This window comes from Myxococcales bacterium (genome assembly GCA_016699535.1).
Taxonomy (GTDB): Bacteria; Myxococcota_A; Polyangia; order Polyangiales.
In genome coordinates this window covers 1,762,287-1,787,371 of record CP064980.1, presented here as the reverse complement: position 1 = coordinate 1,787,371, position 25,085 = coordinate 1,762,287, and the positions used below count along the sequence as shown (strand labels likewise).

The window sequence follows — 25,085 nt, the reverse complement described above, 5'->3', positions numbered from 1 at the left end:
GCAAGTGGCCCATAATTTATCCACAGCCTAGCTGGCTGCCATCGAGGAAGTCGTGCCCGTTCGAATCACACAAGTGGACGCATTTACCAAAACACCGTTCCGCGGCAATCCTGCTGCCATCTGTGTGCTTGATTCGGCCCCAGACGATCAATGGATGCAAAACGTTGCCTCTGAGATGAACCTCTCGGAATCTGCGTTTGTTTGGCCACAACCAAACAATTGGCGCCTGCGCTGGTTCACCCCCCACCAAGAGATTGGGCTTTGTGGTCACGCCACCCTCGCCGCTGCCCATGTTCTTTGGGAAACAGCTACCGTCCCATATAAACAGCAAATCGCATTCGACACTCAAAGCGGCGATCTTTTTTGTACTTGGAAAAACGGTCGTATTGAGATGGATTTTCCAAGCAAACCCGCCATCACGATGGGCGCACCCGAAGGATTGCTTGACGCTCTGCAAGTAGCGCCACAGCAAGTACTCAAAAGCGAACTAGACTATCTTGTCGTGTTGGCATCCGAACACGAAGTGCTCAATGTTGATCCTGACACGCATATCATCGAGCAGCTACCGACACGCGGCGTGGTCATCACAGCACGAGCATTCCCGGAAAAACCCTACGACTTTGTCTCTCGGTTTTTCTTGCCTAAATTCGGCGTTCCTGAAGATCCGGTCACCGGATCGTCGCATTGCACACTCGCACCTTTTGGTGCGAACGCTTAGGGAAAACAGAGTTATTGGGCTATCAGGCCTCACGACGTGGTGGCTTCGTGCACGTTCAATGGAAGGGTCCTCGCACGATACTTGGTGGCGATGCGGTAACTATCATGAACATTGATTTGCTCGCTTAGAGCGCTTTTCCCAAGCAAGGTGTAAAAGCAAATCGTGGTTGGATCTGACCAGGCATCTCTAAGCGCACTACCATTTTCATGTTGCGTTTTAGACGTTACAGTCCCCCACAAGCTGCTTTTGGACCATGCTAAATTATCTATCTAAATTACCCTTAAAAGTTCTAACCGAGATTGGAATCTTCACTCGATTGTTTTGGCAAACTGTTCAGGCAGCCATAAGACCACCTTATCGTGTCTCGCAACTCCTTAGCGCCATGGAATTTGTTGGCGTTCAGTCCATTTTCATAGTCGGACTTACGGCTGCGTTTGTTGGCATGGTGTTTGGTATTCAGTTCGTCTATGGCATCCGGCAATTTGGCGCTGAAAACCAAACCGGCGCCGTGGTCGGCTTGGCTCTTAGCCGAGAGCTTGCGCCAGTCTTTGCAGCACTGATGATCTCTTCGCGCGCAGGCAGCGCCATGTGCACCGAGATTGCCTCGATGCGCGTCACTAACCAAATTGATGCGCTTACAACCATGGCAGTCAACCCAGTGCAGTATCTCATCGTCCCTAGAGTGCTCGCTGAGATTACAATGGTGCCTCTTCTCACCATGCTCTTTAACATCGTTGGCGCCTTTGGTGCCTGGTTTGTATGTGTCAACGTGCTCGCTCTAGATTCCGGTATGTTTATCGATAAAATCACTTGGTTTGTCGACACGCGTGACATTATGCAAGGCCTACTTAAAGCCAGCGTGTTTGGACTTGCCCTGACCTTTATTTCTTGTCGACACGGGTTTTACGCAAAAGGTGGCGCAGCTGGTGTTGGGCAAGCCACAACACGTGCAGTCGTACACAGCGCGGTAGGCGTTCTCATTCTCGATTACTTTATCACTCGCCTTATTACCGGAGACGCTGGTCTATGAGTTCGGCCGAGCTAGCCATCCAAGTCAAAGACCTTGAAAAGTCCTATGGCAGCCAAAGCATTCTCAAAGGACTAAGTTTTGATGTCCTTCGCGGTCAAACCAACATGGTTATTGGCCAGTCCGGTTCAGGAAAATCAGTACTCATGCGGCAAGTCATCCGCTTAGAAGAACCCGATAAAGGCAGCATTGTCCTTGACGGCACCGATATCGCGCATCTAAGCGAACATGCTCTTATGAAACACCGTCACAAGTTTGGCATGGTTTTTCAAATGTCAGCGCTGTTCGACTCCATGTCCGTATTCGACAACGTCGCTTTCCCATTGCGTGAACACAAAAAAGAGCTGGGCAAAAAAGAAATTCACACCATGGTTATGCACAGTCTTGAAGAGCTCAACATTGCCAATGCTGCAAATAAACTACCCGCGGAAATTTCAGGCGGCATGGCCAAACGAGCCGCCATTGCTCGTGCACTTATCATGAAACCCGAAATACTTATCTACGATGAGCCAACTTCGGGGCTCGATCCCATCGCTTCACGCAAAGTCGACGACCTTGTTTTGGAAATGCAAGACCGTTTCAAAATCACTTCGCTTGTCATTAGCCACGACATCGAGTCCGTGCTCCGTATCGCCGATCGGGTCAACGTTTTGCACCACGGCACCATCGAAATCAGTGGAAGTCCACAAGATTTGCTTGAAAGCAAGCACGAAGTGGTACGTACCTATCTTGAAGCCGCTGGTATTAAAGGGACCACTGCAACATAGCTCGTGGAAACGAAGACAAGCCAACTGGCTCGAACCTTATTCAAACGAACACTAGCTCAGTTTTTTCGCAAGAAGTCAGCAAAGCTTGCTGCAAAAGCCTCTCTTCGCTGACTCGGGCCGCCGGTCCATAACGGTCTCTTAAAAATTAGCGTCCTTTAGGGTAACCTACCGACATCAAGCAACGAGGAGAATCATGGCTCAACTAAAAGGCTCTAAAACTGAACAAAATCTAAAAGACGCGTTTGCTGGAGAATCTCAAGCAAATCGCCGCTACCTTTATTTTTCAAAGATGGCAGACATTGAAGGCTATCCAGACATCGCAGGTTTGTTTCGTGACACAGCCGACGGCGAAACCGGGCACGCTCACGGTCATCTCGACTTTCTCAAGCAAGTGGGGGATCCTGCTACCGGCAAACCGATAGGCAGCACTGAAAAAAACCTTGCGGCAGCCGTAGCAGGAGAAACCCACGAATACACAGAAATGTATCCATCCATGGCTAAGGCTGCACGCGAAGAAGGTTTCGATGATATTGCTGAGTGGTTTGAAACACTGGCCAAAGCGGAAAAATCACATGCCGGGCGTTTTCAAAAAGCACTCGATAGCATGAAATAGATCAAGCAAGCACATCAGAGACGCTTGGTGCAATGCGATAAGTTGCTCCAAGCTTCCTGTGCCCCCCGCCGCAGACAAAAGGCGATAGCTCCGCCCGGGACGAGCTCTAAAAAAGTTCTTGCAACCAAAATGCCGTGAACGAGAATTACCATGCGACCTAAATCATCCCCAACTTTTAATCCAAACGATGAACGCTATTGGGATCCAATCGATCTTGGCCAGGAGCTCGAGCGCGTTTTCAGCGTATGCCATGGATGTCGCATGTGCGTGCACTACTGCCCGGCGTTCCCTGAACTCTTCGAACGTGTCGACGGTTATGTTGATCAAAACAAAGGCGAAATCGAAGCCTTTACGGCAGATGATTACAAGGCAGTAAACGACCTGTGCTATCAATGCAAACTTTGTTATTTCAAATGCCCCTACACGCCTGACGATCAACATGCGTTCCAACTCGATTTCCCGCGATTGATGCTAAGGCATAAGGCTGTTCGCGCTAAACGCGAAGGAGTGAGCGTTCAAGACACCGTGCTTGGAGAACCCCAAGCCATCGGGAAAATTGGAAGTGGACTTACTGCACCGGTAGCTAACCTCGTAAGTAAAAACCGGCTTTTACGTAAGATCCAAGAAAAAACCACAGGCATCAGTGCTCAGTTTAATTTGCCGCCTTTTGCCAATGAAAGCTTTTTCACTTGGTACAAAAAACGAAGCCCACAAGTAACAAGATCATCGGAGAAACGCGTTGCACTTTTTGCAACCTGCACCGCGAGTTACAATATGACAGCAGCTGCCATAGCAGCCACACAGGTGCTTGAACACAATGGTTATGAAGTCGTTGTACCACTGGAGCAGCAGTGCTGCGGCATGCCGAACCTTGACGGCGGAGATACCAAAGCCGCAATTGCCAAGGCAACAAAAAACGTTGAGGCTTTCTTGCCATGGGCAAAGCAAGGCGTACAGATCGTCGTTCCAGGTCCAACCTGTAGCTACATGCTAAAAAAGGAGTACCCCGAACTCCTCGATCACAGTCCCGAAGCAACCCTAGTCGCAACACATACGCTTGATCTTATGGAATTTTTACGACTGCGCTTACGTGAAAAAACATTAAACAAAGAGTTCAAACACACGCTGGGCACCGTGGCCTATCATGCCTCCTGCCACTTGCGGGCCCAAAAAATCGGAAGCCCTGCGATGCAAGTTCTTGAAGCCATCGAGCTCACAGAGTTCATTTCCGTTGAGCAATGCTCTGCCGTCGACGGCACATGGGGAATGAAAGCCCAGTACTACGAGCTTGGCTTACAATACGCACAAAAACTCATCAGAGAGCTCGGCCAAATTGCGAGCCCAAACTTTGTTGCTACAGACTGCCCGCTTTCAGCACTACGGCTCGAAAAAGAACTTGGCACCAAAATCCATCATCCTGTTGAACTACTCAACTACGCCTACGGCTTGCCCGACCCTCACAACTGAGATTCTGAAAAACCGTCTACTAGAAAACCTGATCGATGCCCTTATTCTACCGTCGCTTTCTGTAGGATCCTAAGCACAACTGAGTTCATCGGAGAAGCTCCAAGTTATTTCCAAGCAGCATGAAATGATCGCTTAGCGATCGTAACTCCCCTTGAGCTCGGCGTAACTTCGAATGCCCTTCAGAGACGACGAAGCACGGTGCGCTGTTAGGGTTGCTTCCATTGTTGGTTGTGGGCTACGCCCGAATCAAACCAACTTTCCGCGAAACCTAAAGCATCGGGAGCATGGCTAGCAAAGCCATGAACTGGCATGTATACGCCACCAAGACCACATTCATTGCAAGTGCGCTCTGGCCGATTGCCCTCGACGCGCTTGCCGCATTCGCTACATTCCCACCACATAAGGCCTCCAAAATCAGCGTGTGTTTTCAAGTCAAGCAGGTTGCTTTACAACTTGTACATCAAGCGATCGCGCATTTTACACGGCATCGCTAAGAAGCTAAGGACGCGTTGTGCTACTGATTAGATAACAACTTGAGGCAAGAAAATGAAAGAGTCAACGTGCCTTCGTTCTTAAATTTTTCGGCCATTTGGCCATAAAACGTCGCTATCAAAAAAGTGCATATCCTACATCAAAAAAAACGCTGTAAGTATCAAAGCCTTTGTGTTTGTTTCGGCTTTGCAAAATCGTACTGCCGCGACAAAATGACCTATCTTGAAAGGGTACTATGAAAAAGATCGAACGTTCTGACATCTTGGATCTTGAAAGCTATGAAAACGCACGAGAGCACATGCGTTCCTCTGTCATCGAGCTGAAGAAAAACCGAAGACTTTTTGATAGGAAATCACATGAGTTTGGTTTGGGAAAACCGACAAACCATGCTTTTTCAAATCCAAGAAATGCTACGCGTCGAGCACATTCGCAATGAAGATGCCATCCGGCATGAAATTGACACCTACAACGATCTTGTTCCTGGACCGAATGAGCTAAAGGCTACACTCTACATTGAATACGAGGATAAAGATGAACGCGCTCTGATGCTCAGTCGGTTTAGAACACTCCCTGGTTCGGTGTATCTTGATATTGGAGAAAGGAGCTACAAAGCAGCGTTCAAACAACAAGATGGAGAAGAAGACGACAGACTTCCTGCTGTAAACTACTTACGCTTTGGTCTCGATCCGCAAAGCAGATCTGCATTAGCGGCTGCTGAAACAAAGGTTGCGTTGCGAGTCACTCACCCAAACTACGCACAAACTGCTATCTTAAGCGACGACTCCAAGAAAGCCCTCAGTCACGACTTGCTTCAGGAATGACAAAAATGTCATCTTTTTAACCACAAAAAAGACAAAACTGTCTTTTTCTAAGCATTTTTCATGCCAAATCTGTCACATCGCTCAAGTACCCTCCCTTACCGAAAAGCCCTGATTACCGGCGCATCAAGCGGCATCGGAAAAGCACTCGCACTTGATCTTGCCCGCAGTGGCATCTTCGTTGTTCTCGCTGCTAGAAACCTTCAAGCACTGCAACAACTTCAAAAGCAGATTCACGAGGAAGGCGGCCAAGCCAAAGTATTGACTCTTGATGTCTCCAAAGCAGAACAGGTTGCAAAAATACTCCAGCAAGTCGATGAAGAACTCGGCGGCATTGATTTACTGATTGCAAATGCTGGAATAAGCGAGCGCTGTTCGCCAGCACAGTTGCAATGGGACAAAGTGAGCGCCACGATTGATGTCAATGTCCGAGGCGCGACAGCAAGCATTGTCGCACTATTGCCCCGCATGACTGCTCGAAAACAAGGCCACATCGTTGGCATCTCAAGCTTAGCTCAATACAAGGGCTTACCACTTGCAGCATCTTACAGCGCGTCCAAAGCTTTTTTGAGTCGCTTCCTTGAATCACTGCGAGTGGATTTGCGCGGCAGCAGCGTCTTTATCACTGAGGTCCGACCTGGCTTCATCCAAACACCCATGACCGAAGGCAACACGTTCAAAATGCCTTTTGTCATGGATGCAGGCCAAGCCAGCCGCATTATCATCAAGGGCATCGCAAGCAAGAAAGCTCTAGTGGCGTTTCCCACGCCCATGGTCTGGGCCATGCGCTTACTTACCATCCTGCCCTTGTCTTGGTATGACCGCTTTATCAAGAAAAGACGGAGCGATTGATGAAACGAATCTCTTCACGTCTGCTTCAGCAGACAGACACTCTTTTTTATCATGCAGAAGCAGCATTTCTCTCGGATAAACTGCGATCAAGTCACGGCCCTCATCTGCAACCAACCGAAAGCATCAACGAACTTGAAGCACTGCTCAGCACACGTCCAGAACTTGGTTTTACCGCGCGCTTGAGCCAACTCAAGTTAGCCATTCAAGACTCTTCACAGCAAAATGCCTACATCCAAAAATACGGATGCATAGGAGTTAGGCGTTTTTTTCCAAAACCAGGGGCAAAACTATACCAACTGCGTATTGAAAGTTTTCCAACTCTTATCAACAACGTCATGCTTATCATCGATGGGCCGACACGCATGCTTTTCGACGTCGGCTCCGGATCTGAAGCATCCGTCCGTGATCTTGACCTAGCCTTTGCTGTGCTAAGAGAAATCTTTGACGAAGACATTCGCTTCGACATGCTTAGCCACCTTGTCGTAAGCCATGCCCACATCGATCATTTCGGGGGTCTGCAACATTTGAGCAAGCGCTGTAACGCAAAGATATGTGTTCACAAGCTCGATGCCCGGGTCATTACACATTTCAAGCAGCGAGTCAGTGAAGTGATCAAGGCACTTGATGGTTATTTGATACAATCCGGCATCGAAGATGCAAGACGTATTGAATTGCTCTCCATGTACGAAGCCTCTAAACAATGGTTTGATTCACAGCGTGTCGATGTCTCGCTTTGTGATGGCGATGCAATTGCAAGCGACTTCGGAGTGATTCATGTGCCTGGACACTGCCCGGGACTTATTTGCCTGCAAGTGGGCGACATTTTGCTTACAAGCGATCATATTTTAGACCGCATTACGCCGCATCAGTTTCCGCAAAGCATCACTGAATATGCAGGACTGGATCATTACTTTGCTTCTCTCGATAAGGTTCAAAAACTCGAGGGCGTTCGTCTTGCCCTTGGCGGGCATGAAGCTCCAATTTTGGACTTGAGTAAACGCATCGATGAAATTCGCGCCTTTCACAACAAACGCCTAGCACAAGTCTTAGAAATTTGCTCTGAAAGCAAAACAATCGATGAAATCAGCCAGGCTCTTTTTGGACAGAGCGAGCATTACGGACGTTTACTGGCCATCGAGGAAGCCGGTGCTCATGTTGAATACCTCCTTACGAAAGGCAAACTTCGCGTCACTGACAACATACCGACTAGCAACAACCCAAAGACTCCCACACGCTACATAGCCTGAAGCCCTGCCCTAGTAGCAACTAGAGCAGAGCTTGCGCTTTTTAAAAGGAGGAGATTAAAAAGCGTTAGTACCACCAATACACAGGCTCAGGATCTGGCAGAAGCACATGCGACGTAGGCTCTAAAGGCTCAGTGCCAAGGTCTGCAATCGCTGTCGCGACCACAGCGCGGCCACTGATGGAGTACAGTTGATCGTCAATGGTGAGCGAGCGCTCTACTTGCGTCCACCAGCTGTAGTTCCAATAGTCTTGATTTGAGCCCTCGTAAAAAGCCGTATGGTCAATATCCGCAAGATGCGAAATACCTTCTTCGGTGTTCACACGATAGACTTTCAAACCATTGAAAGACTGTTCCCAATAACCTGAATCACCCCATACGCCCCATTGGCTTACAGGAATCGCCAACAAACCATACTGCGCGAAGTAGCTGAAAGCTTTGTGATTGTAAGCAGCTTCAGAATAGCCACCCACGTATTCACTATGAATCAGACAGGGGTTTTGAATGTCGCTCACATCAAACAAGTTCAGGGCAAGACCTTCTGGACGCGATTCTTCGAGCTCGCCAAGTTTTGTCTTGCCGCAAATAGGCAAAGGCAAGTCCGCTGCCAGACCTTGGCCAATCGTGAGTAGATGCGTAAGCGTTCCGTCCTCAGCAAACAAGGGATGCATATAAGAGGAAAAGCCAGGGATCTTAAGCTCGGCTTTATTGACTGGGGCCGTCGGATCGCTCAAGTCGAACACAAAGAGCGGATCGATTTGCCGATAGGTCACGATAAAACCGAGATTCCCCTCGAAGCGCGCAGAATAAATCTGCTCACCGGGAGCCATGCCTCGTACTTCGCTAATCTGGCTTAGCTCGTTTTTCGTAGCATCCTCATGAAGGACAAACAGATGGTTCGCACTTTCACTCTCTAAGCCGTCCATGCTCCAGCGTGGACTCGTGGTCGTTGCAATACGCAAATAGCCATCTTCCTCGTCCATCGAAAACTGGTTCAAAACATGCCCATCGACCACACCGCTAGCGACATAGCTCGCTTTGTTTGGGTCCGTCTTGATATCGAACTTGTGAAGCAAGCTTTGCTCTTTGGTCCAATCGCCTGATCCCCAGCCCCACCAATCCCAGTTTGAATACCAAGGATGGGTAGCAAGATACAAAGCATCCGTTGAAGCATACACCACGCCACCGTGACTAATGATGGCATTGTGATTGATTGCAGTATCATTCTCACTCAGAGCAAGACTCACCACATCAATCACGCCGCGACCGTCGAGCACTGCAGGATGCGAAAAGGAATCGCAAGCTGCAATCAAACCTTCTTCGGTAGTCTCTGAATCGCCATTGTGTGTAATGCGATAGGCCTTTGGCAACCAATCCTCCAAAGTTGCTTCAAGAATGACTTTTCGATTCGCTTCTTTGAGACGTGCAATCTCTTCGCGAAGCAGACGTCGTTCATAGTTGCTAATCTCACCGTCGGCATAGAGATCCACTTCAAGTTCAGGCCACAATTGCAAAGCCGGGCCACTAATGTAGGCCGAGAGTACAGCATGAGCAGTTTGCTTGACCATGCGGCTTGTCAAATAGCTTGCTTCTGTGAACAGTTCAATTTGTACAACAGGTTCCGCGCGCACGCTAAGATCGATCACGGTAATCTTCGTAGCCGGCGTTCCGTAATAGCCGCAGCCACCAAAACCTCCTTCAGGAGCAGCACAGTCCGTTGCTGGCATAGCTACACCACCATTGCTGTCGGTGCTTTGCTCACGTTTTAAAGGCTCTGGAACACCGTCACCATACACAGTGCTAAACACAATCGCTTTACTTGGTGCCTCAGCATCGCTTCGGCTAGCGTCAAGTCCGGCCACAAACATTTCAATCGGACTACCCTCGATCGCAACACGTGAAATTTCTGAAAGAGCATCGGCATCATGCAAACTCTTGATCACTGTCAAAAAGCCCCCGGAAAGCACGTACACAAAATGCCCATCGGTTTTTACAATATCGGCTTCATCGACATCACGCTCCTGCGTATTGGTCTTTGAAAAATCTGGACTGGCCTCGCTAGCCGATGCAGACGGCGCACTTGGCGCGACCGCATCATTTGCCGCACCTTCAGCAACGCCCACATCGGCCGTTGCATAACCCCGAGCATAAATACCGTTTTCATAGTCCAGATACTGGTCCAGTGTCTTTTCCATGTCGGTGATAGCCACCTTTTGCAAATGGCCGAGTAAGTCATCACAGCTGTTAAACTGACTTAGTTTTGCTTTGCTGGCCCCAACAGGCTCTTTCGACGTCCCGCAAGCCAACATTCCCACGGTCATCAAGGCCACAACTATTCTTCGATACATAAACCCGCCTCCATACAAGCTCGTGCGACACCAGCGCCAGCACCCGCTCGACAAGCGATAAACGCCTTATCTACTATGCGCTTTGTGCGAAATCTGTGCCACCCGGTATAGCTAAAAAGAATAGTGAATTCATGCCCTATCGAGTGGGACCGCCGTGCCAAACTGTGCCAGATTTATAAAGTTGCGACCCGTAGGTCAGCTCGACTCACGCGAGCATGCTCGGACAAGCATGCAGCAGACATCCCCCTTCATTTTCTTACAGCAGGAATTTTACAACTACAACGAACTTACTGTTATACTGGGTGGCTGTGGTTGGTAGCTTCTTTTTTTGGAGGGGGATGCATGTCGTTTTTTAGAACAAGTCTTGTTGTATGCACATTGATTTTTCTAACACAAGCTTGTGGTTCGAGCGGGGGCAATGGAGGCATCGATCCGAATTTTGATGCTGGCACAACTGACTCGGACCTATTGAATGATGCGAGCGCTGATGCCATTGCAACGATGGATACAACAGCACCTGTAACAACCATCAGCTCCAAGCCGAACAGCATTACAAATGAAACGAGCGCAAGCTTTGAGTTTTCCGCAAATGAAAGCAACGTAAGTTTTGAGTGTTCGCTTGACGATGCCGCCTTTAGCGCGTGCACAAGCCCGCTTGAGCTAAGTGGACTTAGTGATGGTGCTCATACCTTAAAAATAAAGGCCACTGACAGTTCAGATAACGTCGAGGCCACACCAGCAGAGTACTCTTGGACGGTCGATACCGCCGCACCTGAAACCACGATTACGGCATCACCTTCGAATCCAAGCAATCAGCAGATCGCTCATTTCGAGTTTAGCTCCGATGACGCGAGCGCAACCTTCACCTGCTCGATCAACAGCTTCCTTGCGCTTCACCACGAAACATCAATCTTTCAGGCAGTGGCGCGTACACCATCGAGATCACCGCCATCGATGCCGCAGGCAATATAGATCCAAGCCCAGCTTCTTATGCTTGGACCATAGACGTCACACCACCCACTACGACAATTAGCGCTCATCCTGCCTCCGTTGACCTATGGCGGGATGGAAGTTTTGAGTTCAGTGCGGACGATGTCAATGCGACTTTTGAATGCTCCCTCGATAGCGCAACCCCTGCAGCATGCACTTCACCATTCAGCTACGACAGCCTGAGTGACGGTGCACACACTTTTGCAGTACGTGCTAGCGATGTTTTGGGTAACGTCGAGACTTTCGTGGAGTACAACTGGACGGTTTCGACCGGTCTAGTCCTTTATTATCCTTTCGACGGCGATGCGAGCAATCAAAGCAACGTTGACAATCCAAGCAACTACGATGGCACTGAAACAACCGTAAGCTATGTGGGCGGCATGAAGGGGCAAGCCCTGAAAATGGATCCCAACGAAACAGATAGCAAAGTTGATTTAGCCAACACGAGCGATGTGATGAGCCGGGCTGAGGCTTACACCATTGCGCTTTGGTTCCGCGAAGATCAAGTCATCACTGGCACAAACCCAGGCAAATTCCTGATCGACTTCCGCTCCTCGACTGCCGGATGTGAAAGCTACCATGGCGCGAGCGCCAGCCTAACCACGTGTTGCAGTGGCGTCGATGGCAGCGGCACCAAGGTCCTGAGCGACTGTTCAAGCGTTAGCAGCACATTCATGCCTGAAGGAGCCTGGCACCATCTGATCCTACGCTACGCCGGGACATCAACAACCTATGGCGACGGCGCGGATATCGAAATCTACATGGATGGAATCTTGCAAACAAGCATTCCAAATATTGACGGGGCATTGGTTTTTGCGGGAACTCAGAACGACCTCACCATTGGCGGAGCCACAACCAACTACTACGTTGATGAGCTTGAAATACACAACCGGGTTTACACCGACGAAGAGCAGTGCACCCAGCTCATCGGGGGAACCTGGGATGGCGGCGGCGGTGGCTGCACGCTCCCTGCTCCTGAGCCCATGCTCTACTACAGCTTCGATAACAGCACCGCGGTTAACGAAGGTGGTTACGGTAGTGCATACGATATGGACGCCACCACGGTTAACTACGTCACGGGCGTTTCTAGCATGGGTATGCAGTTTGCAGGAACAGGATCAGTGGCTGCAACGATTTACGACACCGATCTTCTCTTTGGCACATCCGATCAATACACGATTGGCCTATGGGTCTACGAAGACAGCATCGTCAACGGAGCCGATCTTATTGACTATCGCGTTCACAACACCTCCAGTACCAACAGCGGCGGATGTGAATCGTACCACGGCGCAAGCGGAACTGCGATTACTACCTGTTGCGATGGCGATGACGTCTATTCAGATTGCCAAACCTTTAGCTTCACCGCAGGTCAATGGCACCATGTGCTTTATCACTACGAAGGAACGTCAACGAATCCCGGAGAAGGTGGACCGTTGCTGATCTATGTTGACGGTGTATTAGCGGCTACTTTCACTAACCCAGACAGTGAAGTGATCTTCTCAGCCCACACCCTTCAAGACATGGTCTTTGGAAAGGATTCGGCTACCTTCATCATCGATGAGCTAAAGGTCTACAACTACATCTTTGATGAACCCAGCCGCTGCACCGAGGTTATGGGCGGCACCTGGACTGGAAGCGCCTGCACCTATCCATAGATAAGGTAAGCAGCCCTGGTTTTTAAAGAGATCGACTTGCCAATCCAGCAGGCATTCGCTAGATGCCTGCTGGATGACAAGCCATTCTGAAACACGCGCTTTAACCGTTGCCATTGAAACGGCCAAACAAGCTGGGGCCTTGGTCCTAGAGGGCTTCCGCCACCATGCCCATATTGAAAAAAAGGGCCCGACTGATTTGGTGACCGAATACGATCTAAAGGCCGAACGCTTCATTAGCGATGCATTAAGAAAAGAGTTTCCCAGCATCGAAATCCTCGGCGAGGAAGTTGAAAAAGGTGACATCAGTGGCGCAGCCTGGGTTATTGATCCCATTGATGGCACAACGAACTTTGCCCACGGTCATCCTTTCTTTTGCATCTCAATTGCCCTTTGCTACAAGGGAGACCCTGTTGTGGGAGTTGTTCATGCACCCGCCCTGGGCATCACCTGGAGCGCTCAAAAAGATAAGGGTAGCTATCGAAACGAGCAGGCTTGCGCTGTTTCAAAATGCACCGAGCTTAGCGAAGCTTTGTGCGCTACAGGTTTTCCTTACGATCGACGTGAAAGCAGTGAGGATAACCTCAAAGAGTTTGCTGCTTTTTTGAAAACAGGACAGGGCATGCGGCGCTGCGGCTCAGCAGCGCTTGATCTCGCATTTACTGCAGATGGCACCTTTGATTTGTACTGGGAACAAAAATTAAAGCCCTGGGATTTTGCTGCCGGTTTATTGCTAGTTAAAGAAGCAGGCGGCATCGTCACCGACTACGAAGGACACACGGCATCGCTTAAAAGCAGCAGACTCTTAGCAAGCAATCCTACACTGCATCCCTTATCCCTGAATCTACTCACACAAGCTCGAAAATCCGATACACACTAAGTCATATACCTCGCAGTCCCCACTTATCTTGGTAGCAAGGAGCCTAAGGGTGCTTCAATCCCCAGCTTGAAACGGATCTCTTACTGAAATTACTGGTATATTTTTGGCACAACTCTTGCTGCTTACCCTCATATGAAACGCATTATTAGCCTGTTGGCTCTTTATTCGGTGGCCTGTTCCATGAGCAGCCCCTCAGACCTTCAAAACTCCGCAGACATGCAAACAGCGGAAGATCCTTTCCTCACATGCGATACGCCTTCGCTCGCTCAGCCGGACATAACAAGTTATCGAACAACGATCGATGAGTGTGCTCATACCTTGCTACTGGGCGGAAACGGAATCAACTACGGCGCATTAGCTACTGAAATTGCCTGCTCCGTCGATCAAAACTGGTGCCATGAAGACACTGTGCTCTTGGATCCAACCCTGTTGTACGAAAAAAGCGATAATGGGTCTCAGGCATCACTCGTACGTCAGGTTTTGGACTGCCGTTTTGCTCCTCCGCGCAAAAGCGCCAAACAATACGAAGAGTGCCTGTCTAAAAATGAGACAAGCGACGATATGTGCTACCTGGCATTTCAAACAGCATTGAAAGATTGGGACCAGCTAACCTCGTCTTGCCAAGTAAACGATATAGATGAGCATCTGAGCTTGTATTTACGTTCCATGGTGTGCACTGCAATTCGTGGAAACGTTCCAGGTCTAGTAACGACAGGTGCCGACGAGGATGTAGAATTTACCAACGAAATTAACCGGCGGATCAATGTTCTATTCGCTTGTCCGGCAACCCAAGGGGACGTGCTCTAAAGGTGTCGCATCAGTCCTGCAATGTTTTCAAGGTTGCGCGACGTTGCACGACCGCAGCTATCGCATAGACCATGTTCATAAAGACCAGGCGAATCCAGAGATAAATATCCAAGCGATCAAACATACCGCAAATGGCCATGATGTAACTGTGCGGAGCTAAAGAGACCACCGTCCATAAACGCATAGGCAAAGCGTTTATTTCTCGATAACGTGCGGCTGTACTCTCCGTGCGCTCAAACGCTTTACCCTCACGAATGGCTGCGGGATTAAAAAGCTCGATGATACGATGCTGGCTTTGCATCATGCCAAGCAAGGCATAGCGCATCGCCCAGCGGGTCAATATTGGGCCGCCTTCTTCTTCGATTTTTTCGACACGTTTTTCAACGTCAGGCAGGTTTTGACCGTCTTTGTTGTTACCGGGGCGAGTAAAAAAGAGAAAAGACTCTTTATAAAAGTCATAAGTATACAGATGCATAAGTGCGGAAAGTATGGCTGGCACCGCGAGCACAAGCATCCACCACTTGCTATGATCTTGAATATAAATGTGCGCAAAACCTGGAAGCACCGTAAATATTGCGACAATGCCGTCGGCGGCACCATCAAGCGCGCGACCAAAAGGAGAGTCCAGCTTTTTTGCGCGCGCTAAAATACCATCGGCGCCATCGAGAATAGCCGAGGCCCAAAGCAGCACCCCACCAAGCACCATGGCAACAGAGCTGCCATACAGCCAGCACATCCCTGCGCTCACGCCTACTATGATAGCAAGCACGGTGACTTGGTTGGGCGTCATCGAGGTATGAAAGATGCTCTTAACAAACGCATAAGCCAGCGGCCTATGCATGTAGAGATTGACGGGATCTTCGACAACCGGATCTTTTTTCAACTCAGAAAGTGGGGGAGTTTGAGCACTGGATCACTGGAATGAGAAGTTGCCGAAGTCATAAAAACCGGATGCCCGGCATGCTAGCAACCCACGAGCAATCACCGCAACCTCAAGCGAAGAGCAAGCCCTTCAAAGAGGCAAAAAATGATGAATTGCTTATGCTTTTACAGAATCTTTTGATTCTTCATCGCGCAGACGCGGCGGCGTAAAGCGATCGGGATACTTCGCCACCTTCGCTTGATAAAAGTCCCTTATGACATCCATATCCTGCGCAAGAACGCCGCTTGGCTCCAGGAGCGGACCAAAGATACCCCTTTTCAGCTGATAGGTTAAAGGCACAAAGTACAATCGGAACCTTCGCTTCACAGGCGATACGATAGAAGCCAGATTTCCAATAGCTCTTGCGTTCGCGACTGCCTTCCGGAGGTATCGCCAACATTAAACTTTTTTCTGTTTTGAAACGTCGTGCAAGATCAGACACGAGATTTTCAGGACGCTTCCGGTCCACCTCCACGCCACCCATCTTTCGAAAGACCCATCCCATCGGTCCAACAAACAGTTCTTTTTCATTAAAGAAACGAATACGAATACCCGCGCTAAACACAAACAGCATCATCCACACAAAATCCCAGTTACTGGTGTGCGGTGCCGCAATTATCACAAACTTATCAAGCTTAGGGGGCTCACCTACTTGTTTCCACCCAAACAACCAAAGTATCCACCGCGCAAGAAATCTCATGAAATAAAACACCCCAAGACACTCAACGTAAAAAAAGCAAAACCCAAGAAACCCAAAACGAACTCAGCTTGTAATAGATTGAATTCATTGAATGAATAATAGGATTACTTAGTTCAATTTGCATGCTAAATTGCTCATCGATGCGACTTTTTTTCCTAGGATTATTCTTCATCGGTGCCTGCAGCGTTTCAGTCCAAGATGATGCGTCACTAACCCAAGAACAGCAAAATAGTGAGGCCGAAACTAGCTCATGCCCCAACAGTATATTCTTCTCAGACTATATCCTTAGCGATACGATTGTGACTGAAGACTCATCTCTGTCGATAAGCGGCAACTATACAAATGGTATGGGGAGAAAGGGTTTTGCTGCCACACTGATTGAAAAAGACAACCTCTCTTTGGAGATCTCTGTCAGCACAGTGCTTGGCAATGGCGATAGCTTCGAGCTGCACGGCTCGCTAGAAAAACTAAATCAAGAACAATGGTCGTTTCATGGAACGCGTCATTTCGAACAAATCGTTTATTACTTAGGTAACAAAGCGCGTAAGACAAAAACAATCGACACCAACTATAGTGTTGATATCCAAACAGCTGCAGCCAATCCTTCATATACGCTAAACAGTCAATCAAACTCGAGTACGTCTTGGGAATGGGATACTCAAGAAGGATGGTATCAAGTCTCAAAAAGCGTAGAGGCTCCTCTGGTCATCCAATTTGACTCACACGGCATAGAGGTTGCAGATTTTGGAATACGAAACTGTGGTGATGGCGTTCAGCCTACAAGTGGTTTTGTTTCAGCTATTGTCCATGCTGCTTTAATCAGCAAGGATGACATTGGATCTTAACACTTGCTCTGAAGATCATCCTCTTGTGCAATGTGTTGCCCAAGGCCTGGGACACTCTACCACCCGTTATAACGGTCACGCCGTTTGGGACTTCTTCGAAAGCTTTGAGTAAATTTTCGCTTACTTGACTCAAAGAATTTAACGTGGAAGCTGTCTATGATAGCCATGGCTTCTTCTGCTCCATTTGACCTTGCTCATTTTAAAAAGGCTTCGTTTTTTGAACGACAAGCTAATGAGGAAACTTCTCATTGGAAACTAGAGCAACTTGAAGGCCGGCTTGTTGAACTGAGCGGAGCAGAATGTAGCAGCGCGCTTAGTCTGTGTTTTGACTTGATCTTGCAGGCTCAAAACAAAAATGAGCCTGTCGCTTGGCTGAGTACCGAGAACAGCATTTTTTTCCCGCCTGATACACAAGCCAATGGAATTGATCTGGAAGCATTACCAGTGATCGCCCTTCCTTCTCATCAAGCTTTAGGAATTGCCACGGAACGACTTCTGCGCTCAGGAGCCTTTTCATTACTGGTGCTTGACCTTGGCAGCCACCAAGAGCTTAGTTTAGCCATGCAAAGCAGGCTTGCGTCTTTGGCCCAAAAACATGCCACTGCTGTCGTGTTTATCACACAAAAAACGCCAGATATAGCATCCCTTGGTTCGCTCATTTCACTTCGTGCACACACACGGTACCTGCATTGTGGTGAAGATGCTTTTCTTTGCGAACTTGAGGTGCTTAAAGACAAACGGCATGCTCCAGGCGACAAACACCAAATCTTGCTAAGTGCCCCAGAAGGATTGCTTTAATCGAAGCTCCCGAGACAATTTCACCGAATGCTAACTGCATCTCCTAGGTAGCTTCCCCCTAGGCGCGCCTATGACGTAATCCAACACACCAAGATCACCCAGGAGCAGTGAAATACTAGTGTTGTTCTCAATTCACAGCTGTGTCGATTTTGCTTCAGGAGCACATATAGCTTCAAAAAATGTCACGACAACAAAAGTCCGCAACCCCAAGCAGTTATGTCACTTAAAATGAGCTGCTTTTTATCCGGATCAAACCTGGGTCAAAAGTGCCCGCTTTCTTTGCCACTGCGAGCCCAAGGCATGCATGACGCATTGATGAATGTGAGTTTCATTGGAGAAAGCTGGTTGGCACAAACCTTGCAAAAGAACAGAATATGCAATCTCCATTTGCACGACTAGTAACCATCTCGCTTTACACAACGCTGAGTGTGTTCTGTTTTACCATGCCTTGTATCCCCCAGTGATGATCTTGGCACCGATGGTTCAAATCAAACGTATAGCGGTTGCGACATCCCGGCTGATTGCGATGGGATCAGTGCTGCTGATCAAGGCCCAGTCTCCATCTGTGATCAGCTAACGCATCAGTGCATTAGTGACGAAGATAGCACTCTGCTTTATCAAAGAAACCAAGTAAGCAAAGAGCAAAACCTAAGCCCCGAAACCATGCACCCGGTGACCGAAGCAGCAACACCTCAGGGCTGGCCCTTCGCCGCAACAAAAAACACAGAAAACTACAAACGCTTGGTAGCCGAGTTTTTTGCTTTACCACTGCTCGAGCAAGAACAAAAAGCCATTGCTAAGCTCGAGAGCGATATCGCTTATGCCAATTTCAAGGGCATCACAAGCTATTTTCAAAGTGTTGCCGGACAAATGAGCAAGCAGTACACCAATCTTCAAGCCCAAGATGAGTTTATCGGATCCATTGCCAAAAGCGTTGAAAAAGAAAAACGCACAGCAGCCAAACTCGAAGAATGCGTAGCTGCTTTTCAAAACGATTCAAGCACCGTCGATTTGAGTTCAGCCCTTCTTCAGCGCTGCACCGAACTGTACACCTCACTGCTCCCTAAACTACAAGACATCAACGCCAAACGCGGTAAAATAGCGCTGAGCACCTTGGATCATCTTCAAGAAACATCTTGGTGGCTTAGAGAGCTTGCTTCCGGCATGGCCGATGACATCAAACTCACTAAAGACCTTGGCGGAAAATACGTGCATGCAAGCCAACTCGCAGCCACGATGCTTGCAGTTTACCACACCTTGCTTGATGATGAAATTGAAGCACAAGGCATGTATTCGCACCTTCGCATTCACATCACTCAAGAAGTGCCTGTTCAAAGTTTCGGAAACACAGTGCTCCAAGAGGTGGCGTTGCCTCTTGGGCGCTGGGCAGAGATTGCGACTGAACAAGACAATTACTTAGAACAACCACAGCAAGTGCGCATCCAATGGTTCATGCATGCACTTGATAAGGTGATCCCTATTCTCAAAGCAAACAACGCTCAAGCCGCGGCTATCATGAGCGGGCAAAATGAAGAGACTGAAGACTGGGAATATGCCTTGGTGATGGAGCAAAGCGGCCTGATGGCCATGTACGGTGGCTATGATGAAAGCGGTCAACCCATTGGCTTTCAAGGAATTCACGATACTTTACTTGCACAAGCCAAGGCACAAGAGTTTGCGGTACCCGGAGTGGCCATAGCCACCACCCTTGCTTGCCTTGGCGTAAGCCTTGCTTTGGGACCAACAAGTTTCGTAGCGGTAGGCACTTGCCTTGTTGCGACCGGCGTTGGTGTGTATCAGTATTTCAAGCTTGCCCACCTTGCGAATCTCGCGCAAACCTTAGCCTACGTTGGCTTAGAGCACAGTTTGGTTCCGCCCACCGAAGCAAGTCGGCTCCGCCTGAACAGAGATCTGACTGCTGTCCTTACGATCGTCGATGTGCTTTTTGCAGCCTATGATGTAGCGCAATCCTCCGCAGAAGTACTGCACTACGCAAAAAATATGGGCTGGATTGATGAAAGCATTACTTTTGATGAGATTCAAAATGCTGCCCGAACGAAACTCGGTGACATTCTTTTTGGCAAGATCGAGGTCGCTCATGCCATGGGACGAGGCAGACCTCTGAAAAATGTCGATGAGGTCATTTTTTCTCCCGTACCAGGTTTTTCTGACCGCTATCTCTCCTCTGCCATAGGCAGGATCAATGGCGTGGTAGAAAAACAAGCCAACAACCTGAGTCGCTACACTCAAGCGCAAGACAAGGTTGACAACTTCATTCTTCGGCTCTCTCGGGGAGAAATTGAAGGACAGTTCTTTCGAAGCCCGCAGGGCCTCGGATGGTATCAACTCAAAATAAACTCTAGAGACGGCGCAGTACGCATCTACTACCGTTACTGGGTTACCGATCAGGGAACTTTTATAGAAATTCTGGCGAAATTTGTTAAACAAGGCACACGTTCTAGTGATCAGACCTCTATTATCCAAGCGATCGAGCTCTACCTTGATAAGGTCGGTGGCTGAATCGAGTATCCTGCCGTTTTAAACTATAAAAATAAAAAAACACATAATATCAACCATTTGAAAACTATACTCTTATAGACAAATAACTGATACTTTGTTCAGTGCCATGAAGACTGAGCAGTTGGCCTGTATCTATTTAGCAGAACGTAAAGCAAATGCGCTGTTGCTTTTGCAGCACTTTAGTCCGGAGGTTGAAGCGCATGCACACGAGAGGCAAATCTTTTGGCTCAATGCACAAGGACTTGAAGCAATCTACCAAAGTACCCGGTCTTGGGCTGAACAGGTGCATCAACACTTTAAGTCTTGCAGTCTTGCAGTAGGCTTCAGTCGTTTTGCATCGTATGCAATTTGTAAAAGCTTAAACGGTCAGATGCGTTATTTTGAAAACGCTGAAGAAGAGCAAAATTACTTAAGAAAGGTAAAACTTAACTGCCTTGCCTTCTCTGAAAAGGAGTTACGGCTTCTTAACAAGCTTGGCGTTGATACACTTTCAGCATTTATTGCCTTACCGAGAGAAAGCCTTGGTCTACGTTTTAGCCGTCATGCATGTAAACTCCATGACTGGGCTACAGGCCATTTAAACTTACCTTTGCAAGCGGCCTTTCTTTCCGAAACTTTAGAAGCACGCACCGAACTTCTAGAAGCAGATGACAACAGTGAGCGACTTTTATTTGTCATCAAAGGCGCACTATTTTCTTTGCTTAATGAAGCTCGCACTAAACAAGAAGGCATCGAGGCGTTGGACTTGGAATTTCACTGCGAGAACCAACAACATATTCGCCATAGGGTACGTCCAGCACGGCCCTGTCTGGATCAAGAACAGTTTTTGCAACTTATCTATCTCAAGCTTCAAAGCATTAACCTTCCTGACAAAGTCACTGACATTCGCCTCAGCGCTCATGGAACGCGTTTGTATTTCACACAATCCAATCTTTTTGAACAAAAACCAAGGCGTGATCTTGATGCGGCTAACCGAGCCTTAGCGCGCATTCGAACACAGTTTGGAGCGCATAGCCTAAGCTTCGCTACCCTTCAAAACACCCACCTTCCTGAAGCGCGTTTTTTCTGGAAGCCCTTAGATACACTTAAATCTGCAAAACCTACCGCAACGACAAGCAAGCAAATGCTGCGTCGTTTCTATCCAGAAGCACAGGAATTTAACATCGCAACGCTTGGCGCCGTTAAGAACTACGGACCCTATCGCTTACATGGAGGATGGTGGGGAACTGGCATAAAGCGCGATTACTATTTCATCTGTAACTCCGTAGGCCATTGGCAGTGGTTTTTTTATGACCATTTACGCCGCTCTTGGTTTTTGCAGGGAGAGCTGCAATGAACTACGCTCCGCTTTGGTGCAAAAGCCATTTTTCTTTTTTGGAAGGCGCCAGCAGCCCCGAGGAGCTCATCAGCACGGCGCATGCGCTAGGACTCAAGCACCTAGCCTTGTGCGATCGCGATGGCGTCTATGGGGTGGTAGAAGCGCATCAAAAGGCTAAAACCCTAGGCATCCATCTTATCATCGGTTCTGAAATAAGCGTCGATGATGGATCAAGCATCGTTTTGCTTTGTAAAAACCGGCAAGGCTACGCCAACTTGTGCCGTCTTATTACTCTAGGGCGAAGACGCTGTATCAAGGGCTCCTCCAAAGTCTCTTGGCCCGAGGTATACGAACATGCTCCAGGAATCATTGCATTGTGGGGCGGAAAAAACAGTTCACTTGCAAAAAATCAAGCTCCCAATGAGATTGCAGCAGCACTTAAACAAGCCTTTGACGAAGATCTTTATCTTTTATTAGCACGGCATTGCAACGATCATGAAATCAAACTTGAACGGCTACTGCGAGACAGAGCAGAAGCTTATGCACTACCCAGCGTAGCCAGCAATGAAGTCCTCTATCACAGCAAACAGCGTAAAGCCTTACAAGATATTCTAACTTGCATTCGCCTTGGCATTCGCCTGAAGCATGCCGGCAATCAACTCCGTCCCAATGCAGAACACAGCCTACACTCACCCGCTGCTTTTTCTAAGCTTTTCATCGATCAGTCCTATGCACTAAGACGCAGCTTAGAGCTCGCATCCCAATGTCATTTTCGCTCAGTGAAGTCGCTACCGTTATCCATCTAAAAAACTGCCGACAGGAAAGAGCTCTGCTGATTACTTAAAAGAACTTTGCTTTAAAGGCGCCTCCGAACTTTACGATAAGAATGTTCCTAATGCCGTCTTATCGCAAATTGAAAAAGAACTTCGCATCATCATCGAACTTGATTATTGCGGTTACTTTCTCAGCATGTGGGAAATCGTACAGTACTGCCGCTCGCAAAATATTCTCTGCCAAGGACGCGGATCAGCCGCCAACTCCATTGTCTGCTACTGCCTTGGCATCACTGCAATTGACCCTGTGCGCATGGATTTACTCTTTGAGCGATTTATTTCAAAAGAACGCGCAGAACCTCCCGATATTGACTTGGACATCGAGCACCAACGTCGTGAAGAGGTCATCCAACATGTTTACCAAAAGTACGGTCGAGACCGTGCAGCTATGGTAGCCAATCTGATTCGTTACCGCCCCAAATCAGCATTTCGTGATGTGGGCAAAGCATTAGGGTTTCCAGAGCAAACACTTAACCGTGTCTCGAAAATGCTAAGCCACTATGACAGTTCTTTTGAAGAAGCTTGCAGCACTACAGGCTTAGACATGAACAGCAAAGCAGTCTCTTTGCTTATTCAACTTTCAAAAGAAATACTAAATCTTCCTCGGCATCTTTCCATTCATCCTGGAGGATTTATCCTTGGACATGAAGCTATCGCAACCATCGTGCCCATCGAAAATGCCAGCATGGAAGAACGCACAGTGATTCAATGGGATAAAGATTCTGTTGAAGCTCTTGGTTTGTTTAAAGTTGATTTGCTTGGCTTGGGTGCATTGACCCACTTGCACATGGCTTTTGATCTTTTGAATGCTCATTATGAAAAAAAGCTCACATTAGGCACTATTCCCGATCAAGATCAGAAAACCTTTCAGATGATGCAAACGGGCGACACGCTTGGGGTCTTTCAAATTGAGAGTCGTGCTCAAATGTCCATGTTGCCTCGTTTGCGACCTCAAAACTTTTATGACTTAGTCGTTGAAATAAGCATTGTACGCCCTGGCCCCATTACAGGCGGGATGGTTCATCCTTATCTAAGGCGCCGTAACGGTGAAGAAGAAGTAAGTTATCCTCATGAATCACTCAAACCGGTTCTACAGAAGACACTTGGTGTGCCTTTGTTTCAAGAGCAAGTGATGAAACTTGCCATGGTCGCTGCAGATTACAGTCCGGGCGAGGCAGACCAACTTCGTCGTGATATGGCCGCCTGGCGCAAACGAGGCCAAATCGAGCACCATCGTGAGCGCTTAGTCGAACGCATGAAGAAAAAAGGCATTGCTGCAGAGTTTGCCGAACGAGTGTTTGAACAGATTCGAGGCTTTGGTGAATATGGTTTTCCTGAAAGCCATGCAGCAAGCTTTGCTTTGATCGCCTATGCAAGCGCCTGGCTGCGCTGCCACTACCCGGAAGTATTTTGCGCAGCGCTTCTGAACGCCCAACCGCTCGGCTTTTACTCACCTGCCAGTATTGTGGATGACGCTAAACGCCATAAGGTAGGGATGCTACCCATTTGCGTTGCGCGTAGTCAGTGGGACTGCACTCTCGAAGTTTACAATAGCAACATGGCAGTACGCATGGGCTTGCGTTACATCAAAGGGGTCAACTCCGAGCACCTGAAGCACATGCTAAGCAAACGGGGAAAAGCGGACTTCATTGACCTAGATGACTTCATTCAACGTTCACTCTACAACGAAGAAGAACTGAGCAAACTTGTAGAAGCTGGCGCCCTCGATACCTTCAACTCACAACGACGAGAGCTTTTATGGCAAGTTCGCAAAAAGATCCAAGAACGACACGACTCGCTGAACTTATCAAGCCAAGAAGGAGAAGATGTCAGCTTTACTAAGCTAAATCAACTCGAACATATTCTATGGGACTACGAACGCAGCTGTCATAGTACACGAGGACACCCACTTGAGGCCTTGCGCTCCCAACTAAAAAACGTCGGACTACCTGATGCGGAAAAACTCAAACAAGCACACGACGGCAGTTATTTGGACTATGCTGGATTGGTAATCTGCAGGCAACGGCCTAGCACCGCAGGAGGCGTAGTCTTCATGACACTTGAAGATGAAACAGGCTTTGTAAACCTTGTGCTCTGGCAAAGAGTGTTTGAGCAATACAAACAGATTGCAAAGACACAAGCTTTTATTGGGGCGAGCGGCATGCTCCAAAAACAACAAGGCAGCATTCATCTCGTCGTAAAAAAGCTCTGGCTTCCCAAACTCGACCTCAACCTCTCCCCCAAAACATCCAAAGCCACGACTTCCACTAAAAAACAAATGCCCCATCTAGCCTAGATAGGCTCCCAAGGGGGGTTCTGCTCCTGACCCTTCAAGACAACTAGCTGCGGAAGGCCTAGAGCTTGAATTCTCCCGATGTGTACATGTATGCGCCACGTGCAGACGCTCATCCGCAGAACCCACCTTGGGAGCCTGCCACTGCCAAGCATTATTCTATATGACACACTAATATCAAT

Annotated in this window: 20 protein-coding genes and 2 pseudogenes; 18 read left to right on the top strand and 4 right to left on the bottom strand. The window is 48.3% G+C overall.

What is annotated here, in order from left to right:
- The first annotated feature begins 52 nt into the window (after positions 1-52).
- From IPJ88_08525 to IPJ88_08505, 5 genes and pseudogenes are all read left to right on the top strand, one after another.
- A pseudogene (locus tag IPJ88_08525) lies at positions 53-846 on the top strand (PhzF family phenazine biosynthesis protein).
- Positions 847-971: 125 nt separating this feature from the next.
- A complete protein-coding gene (locus IPJ88_08520; GenBank protein ID QQR91735.1) occupies positions 972-1,748 on the top strand; it encodes an ABC transporter permease in 777 nt (258 codons plus the stop codon).
- Complete coding sequence (locus IPJ88_08515; protein QQR91734.1) at positions 1,745-2,512, top strand: ATP-binding cassette domain-containing protein; 768 nt, start codon at positions 1,745-1,747, stop codon at positions 2,510-2,512. The genes IPJ88_08520 and IPJ88_08515 overlap by 4 nt, the downstream gene beginning before the upstream one ends.
- Positions 2,513-2,705: 193 nt before the next feature.
- Complete coding sequence (locus IPJ88_08510; protein ID QQR91733.1) at positions 2,706-3,125, top strand: rubrerythrin; 420 nt, start codon at positions 2,706-2,708, stop codon at positions 3,123-3,125.
- Between the two features lie 150 nt (positions 3,126-3,275).
- Positions 3,276-4,592: a 4Fe-4S dicluster domain-containing protein gene (locus tag IPJ88_08505; protein QQR91732.1), complete on the top strand. Its 1,317-nt coding sequence runs from the start codon at positions 3,276-3,278 to the stop codon at positions 4,590-4,592.
- Between the two features lie 206 nt (positions 4,593-4,798).
- Here the strand turns inward: IPJ88_08505 and IPJ88_08500 are convergent, their stop codons facing one another.
- The gene (locus tag IPJ88_08500) at positions 4,799-5,023 is read right to left on the bottom strand and encodes a hypothetical protein (protein ID QQR91731.1); all 225 of its coding nucleotides are present in this window, start codon (positions 5,021-5,023) and stop codon (positions 4,799-4,801) included.
- A 296-nt stretch (positions 5,024-5,319) separates the two neighbouring features.
- Between IPJ88_08500 and IPJ88_08495 the strand changes: the two genes are divergently transcribed.
- From IPJ88_08495 to IPJ88_08480, 4 genes are read left to right on the top strand one after another with little or no spacing between them, the layout of a single operon-like run.
- Positions 5,320-5,520 (top strand): DUF3501 family protein, encoded by a 201-nt coding sequence (locus tag IPJ88_08495; protein ID QQR91730.1) that lies wholly within the window; start codon positions 5,320-5,322, stop codon positions 5,518-5,520.
- Positions 5,441-5,905, top strand: coding sequence for a DUF3501 family protein (locus IPJ88_08490; protein QQR91729.1), 465 nt, complete (start codon positions 5,441-5,443; stop codon positions 5,903-5,905). Before IPJ88_08495 ends, IPJ88_08490 begins: the two co-directional genes overlap by 80 nt.
- A 60-nt stretch (positions 5,906-5,965) precedes the next feature.
- Positions 5,966-6,754 (top strand): SDR family NAD(P)-dependent oxidoreductase, encoded by a 789-nt coding sequence (locus IPJ88_08485; GenBank protein ID QQR91728.1) that lies wholly within the window; start codon positions 5,966-5,968, stop codon positions 6,752-6,754.
- Positions 6,754-8,001, top strand: coding sequence for an MBL fold metallo-hydrolase (locus IPJ88_08480; GenBank protein QQR91727.1), 1,248 nt, complete (start codon positions 6,754-6,756; stop codon positions 7,999-8,001). Before IPJ88_08485 ends, IPJ88_08480 begins: the two co-directional genes overlap by 1 nt.
- 64 nt (positions 8,002-8,065) lie before the next feature.
- Here IPJ88_08480 and IPJ88_08475 read toward each other — a convergent pair whose 3' ends face one another.
- Positions 8,066-10,345 (bottom strand): beta-propeller domain-containing protein, encoded by a 2,280-nt coding sequence (locus IPJ88_08475; GenBank protein ID QQR91726.1) that lies wholly within the window; start codon positions 10,343-10,345, stop codon positions 8,066-8,068.
- A 342-nt stretch (positions 10,346-10,687) separates the two neighbouring features.
- Between IPJ88_08475 and IPJ88_08470 the strand changes: the two genes are divergently transcribed.
- The 4 genes from IPJ88_08470 (at position 10,688) to IPJ88_08455 (ending at position 14,674) form a co-directional block, all read left to right on the top strand.
- Complete coding sequence (locus IPJ88_08470) at positions 10,688-11,317, top strand: hypothetical protein (GenBank protein ID QQR91725.1); 630 nt, start codon at positions 10,688-10,690, stop codon at positions 11,315-11,317.
- Positions 11,318-11,559: 242 nt separating this feature from the next.
- On the top strand, positions 11,560-12,990 hold the full coding sequence (locus tag IPJ88_08465) for a hypothetical protein (protein QQR91724.1): 1,431 nt from the start codon (positions 11,560-11,562) through the stop codon (positions 12,988-12,990).
- Positions 12,991-13,063: 73 nt separating this feature from the next.
- The gene (locus tag IPJ88_08460; GenBank protein ID QQR91723.1) at positions 13,064-13,867 is read left to right on the top strand and encodes an inositol monophosphatase; all 804 of its coding nucleotides are present in this window, start codon (positions 13,064-13,066) and stop codon (positions 13,865-13,867) included.
- A gap of 132 nt (positions 13,868-13,999) precedes the next feature.
- A complete protein-coding gene (locus IPJ88_08455; protein QQR91722.1) occupies positions 14,000-14,674 on the top strand; it encodes a hypothetical protein in 675 nt (224 codons plus the stop codon).
- A 10-nt stretch (positions 14,675-14,684) separates the two neighbouring features.
- On the opposite strand, the gene IPJ88_08450 is transcribed toward IPJ88_08455, so the two are convergent.
- Together IPJ88_08450 and IPJ88_08445 are read right to left on the bottom strand one after the other, a co-directional pair.
- Positions 14,685-15,557, bottom strand: coding sequence for a CDP-alcohol phosphatidyltransferase family protein (locus IPJ88_08450; GenBank protein QQR91721.1), 873 nt, complete (start codon positions 15,555-15,557; stop codon positions 14,685-14,687).
- Between the two features lie 184 nt (positions 15,558-15,741).
- A complete protein-coding gene (locus tag IPJ88_08445; GenBank protein ID QQR91720.1) occupies positions 15,742-16,218 on the bottom strand; it encodes a 1-acyl-sn-glycerol-3-phosphate acyltransferase in 477 nt (158 codons plus the stop codon).
- Between the two features lie 218 nt (positions 16,219-16,436).
- On the opposite strand from IPJ88_08445, the gene IPJ88_08440 reads away from it, so the two are divergent.
- The 5 genes and pseudogenes from IPJ88_08440 to IPJ88_08420 all read left to right on the top strand — a co-directional run bounded on the left by IPJ88_08440 (position 16,437) and on the right by IPJ88_08420 (position 24,906).
- A complete protein-coding gene (locus IPJ88_08440) occupies positions 16,437-17,141 on the top strand; it encodes a hypothetical protein (protein QQR91719.1) in 705 nt (234 codons plus the stop codon).
- A gap of 165 nt (positions 17,142-17,306) precedes the next feature.
- Positions 17,307-17,939 (top strand): recombinase A, encoded by a 633-nt coding sequence (locus tag IPJ88_08435; GenBank protein QQR91718.1) that lies wholly within the window; start codon positions 17,307-17,309, stop codon positions 17,937-17,939.
- 426 nt (positions 17,940-18,365) lie between these two features.
- Complete coding sequence (locus tag IPJ88_08430; GenBank protein ID QQR91717.1) at positions 18,366-20,459, top strand: hypothetical protein; 2,094 nt, start codon at positions 18,366-18,368, stop codon at positions 20,457-20,459.
- A 106-nt stretch (positions 20,460-20,565) separates the two neighbouring features.
- The gene (locus IPJ88_08425; GenBank protein QQR91716.1) at positions 20,566-21,795 is read left to right on the top strand and encodes a hypothetical protein; all 1,230 of its coding nucleotides are present in this window, start codon (positions 20,566-20,568) and stop codon (positions 21,793-21,795) included.
- Positions 21,792-24,906: pseudogene (locus IPJ88_08420) on the top strand (error-prone DNA polymerase). The gene IPJ88_08425 and the pseudogene IPJ88_08420 overlap by 4 nt, the downstream one beginning before the upstream one ends.
- Positions 24,907-25,085: the final 179 nt, after the last annotated feature.

What these genes read in the sequence shown, in the direction of transcription:
- IPJ88_08480 (QQR91727.1), top strand. Translation starts at nt 6,754, where the DNA reads ATGAAACGAATCTCTTCACGTCTGCTTCAGCAGACAGACACTCTTTTT.
- IPJ88_08470 (QQR91725.1), top strand. Translation starts at nt 10,688, where the DNA reads ATGTCGTTTTTTAGAACAAGTCTTGTTGTATGCACATTGATTTTTCTA.
- IPJ88_08425 (QQR91716.1), top strand. Translation starts at nt 20,566, where the DNA reads ATGAAGACTGAGCAGTTGGCCTGTATCTATTTAGCAGAACGTAAAGCA.
- IPJ88_08455 (QQR91722.1), top strand. Translation starts at nt 14,000, where the DNA reads ATGAAACGCATTATTAGCCTGTTGGCTCTTTATTCGGTGGCCTGTTCC.
- IPJ88_08495 (QQR91730.1), top strand. Translation starts at nt 5,320, where the DNA reads ATGAAAAAGATCGAACGTTCTGACATCTTGGATCTTGAAAGCTATGAA.
- IPJ88_08520 (QQR91735.1), top strand. Translation starts at nt 972, where the DNA reads ATGCTAAATTATCTATCTAAATTACCCTTAAAAGTTCTAACCGAGATT.
- IPJ88_08460 (QQR91723.1), top strand. Translation starts at nt 13,064, where the DNA reads ATGACAAGCCATTCTGAAACACGCGCTTTAACCGTTGCCATTGAAACG.
- IPJ88_08515 (QQR91734.1), top strand. Translation starts at nt 1,745, where the DNA reads ATGAGTTCGGCCGAGCTAGCCATCCAAGTCAAAGACCTTGAAAAGTCC.
- IPJ88_08475 (QQR91726.1), bottom strand. Translation starts at nt 10,345, where the DNA reads ATGTATCGAAGAATAGTTGTGGCCTTGATGACCGTGGGAATGTTGGCT.
- IPJ88_08485 (QQR91728.1), top strand. Translation starts at nt 5,966, where the DNA reads ATGCCAAATCTGTCACATCGCTCAAGTACCCTCCCTTACCGAAAAGCC.
- IPJ88_08505 (QQR91732.1), top strand. Translation starts at nt 3,276, where the DNA reads ATGCGACCTAAATCATCCCCAACTTTTAATCCAAACGATGAACGCTAT.
- IPJ88_08510 (QQR91733.1), top strand. Translation starts at nt 2,706, where the DNA reads ATGGCTCAACTAAAAGGCTCTAAAACTGAACAAAATCTAAAAGACGCG.
- IPJ88_08490 (QQR91729.1), top strand. Translation starts at nt 5,441, where the DNA reads ATGAGTTTGGTTTGGGAAAACCGACAAACCATGCTTTTTCAAATCCAA.
- IPJ88_08435 (QQR91718.1), top strand. Translation starts at nt 17,307, where the DNA reads ATGGCTTCTTCTGCTCCATTTGACCTTGCTCATTTTAAAAAGGCTTCG.
- IPJ88_08440 (QQR91719.1), top strand. Translation starts at nt 16,437, where the DNA reads ATGCGACTTTTTTTCCTAGGATTATTCTTCATCGGTGCCTGCAGCGTT.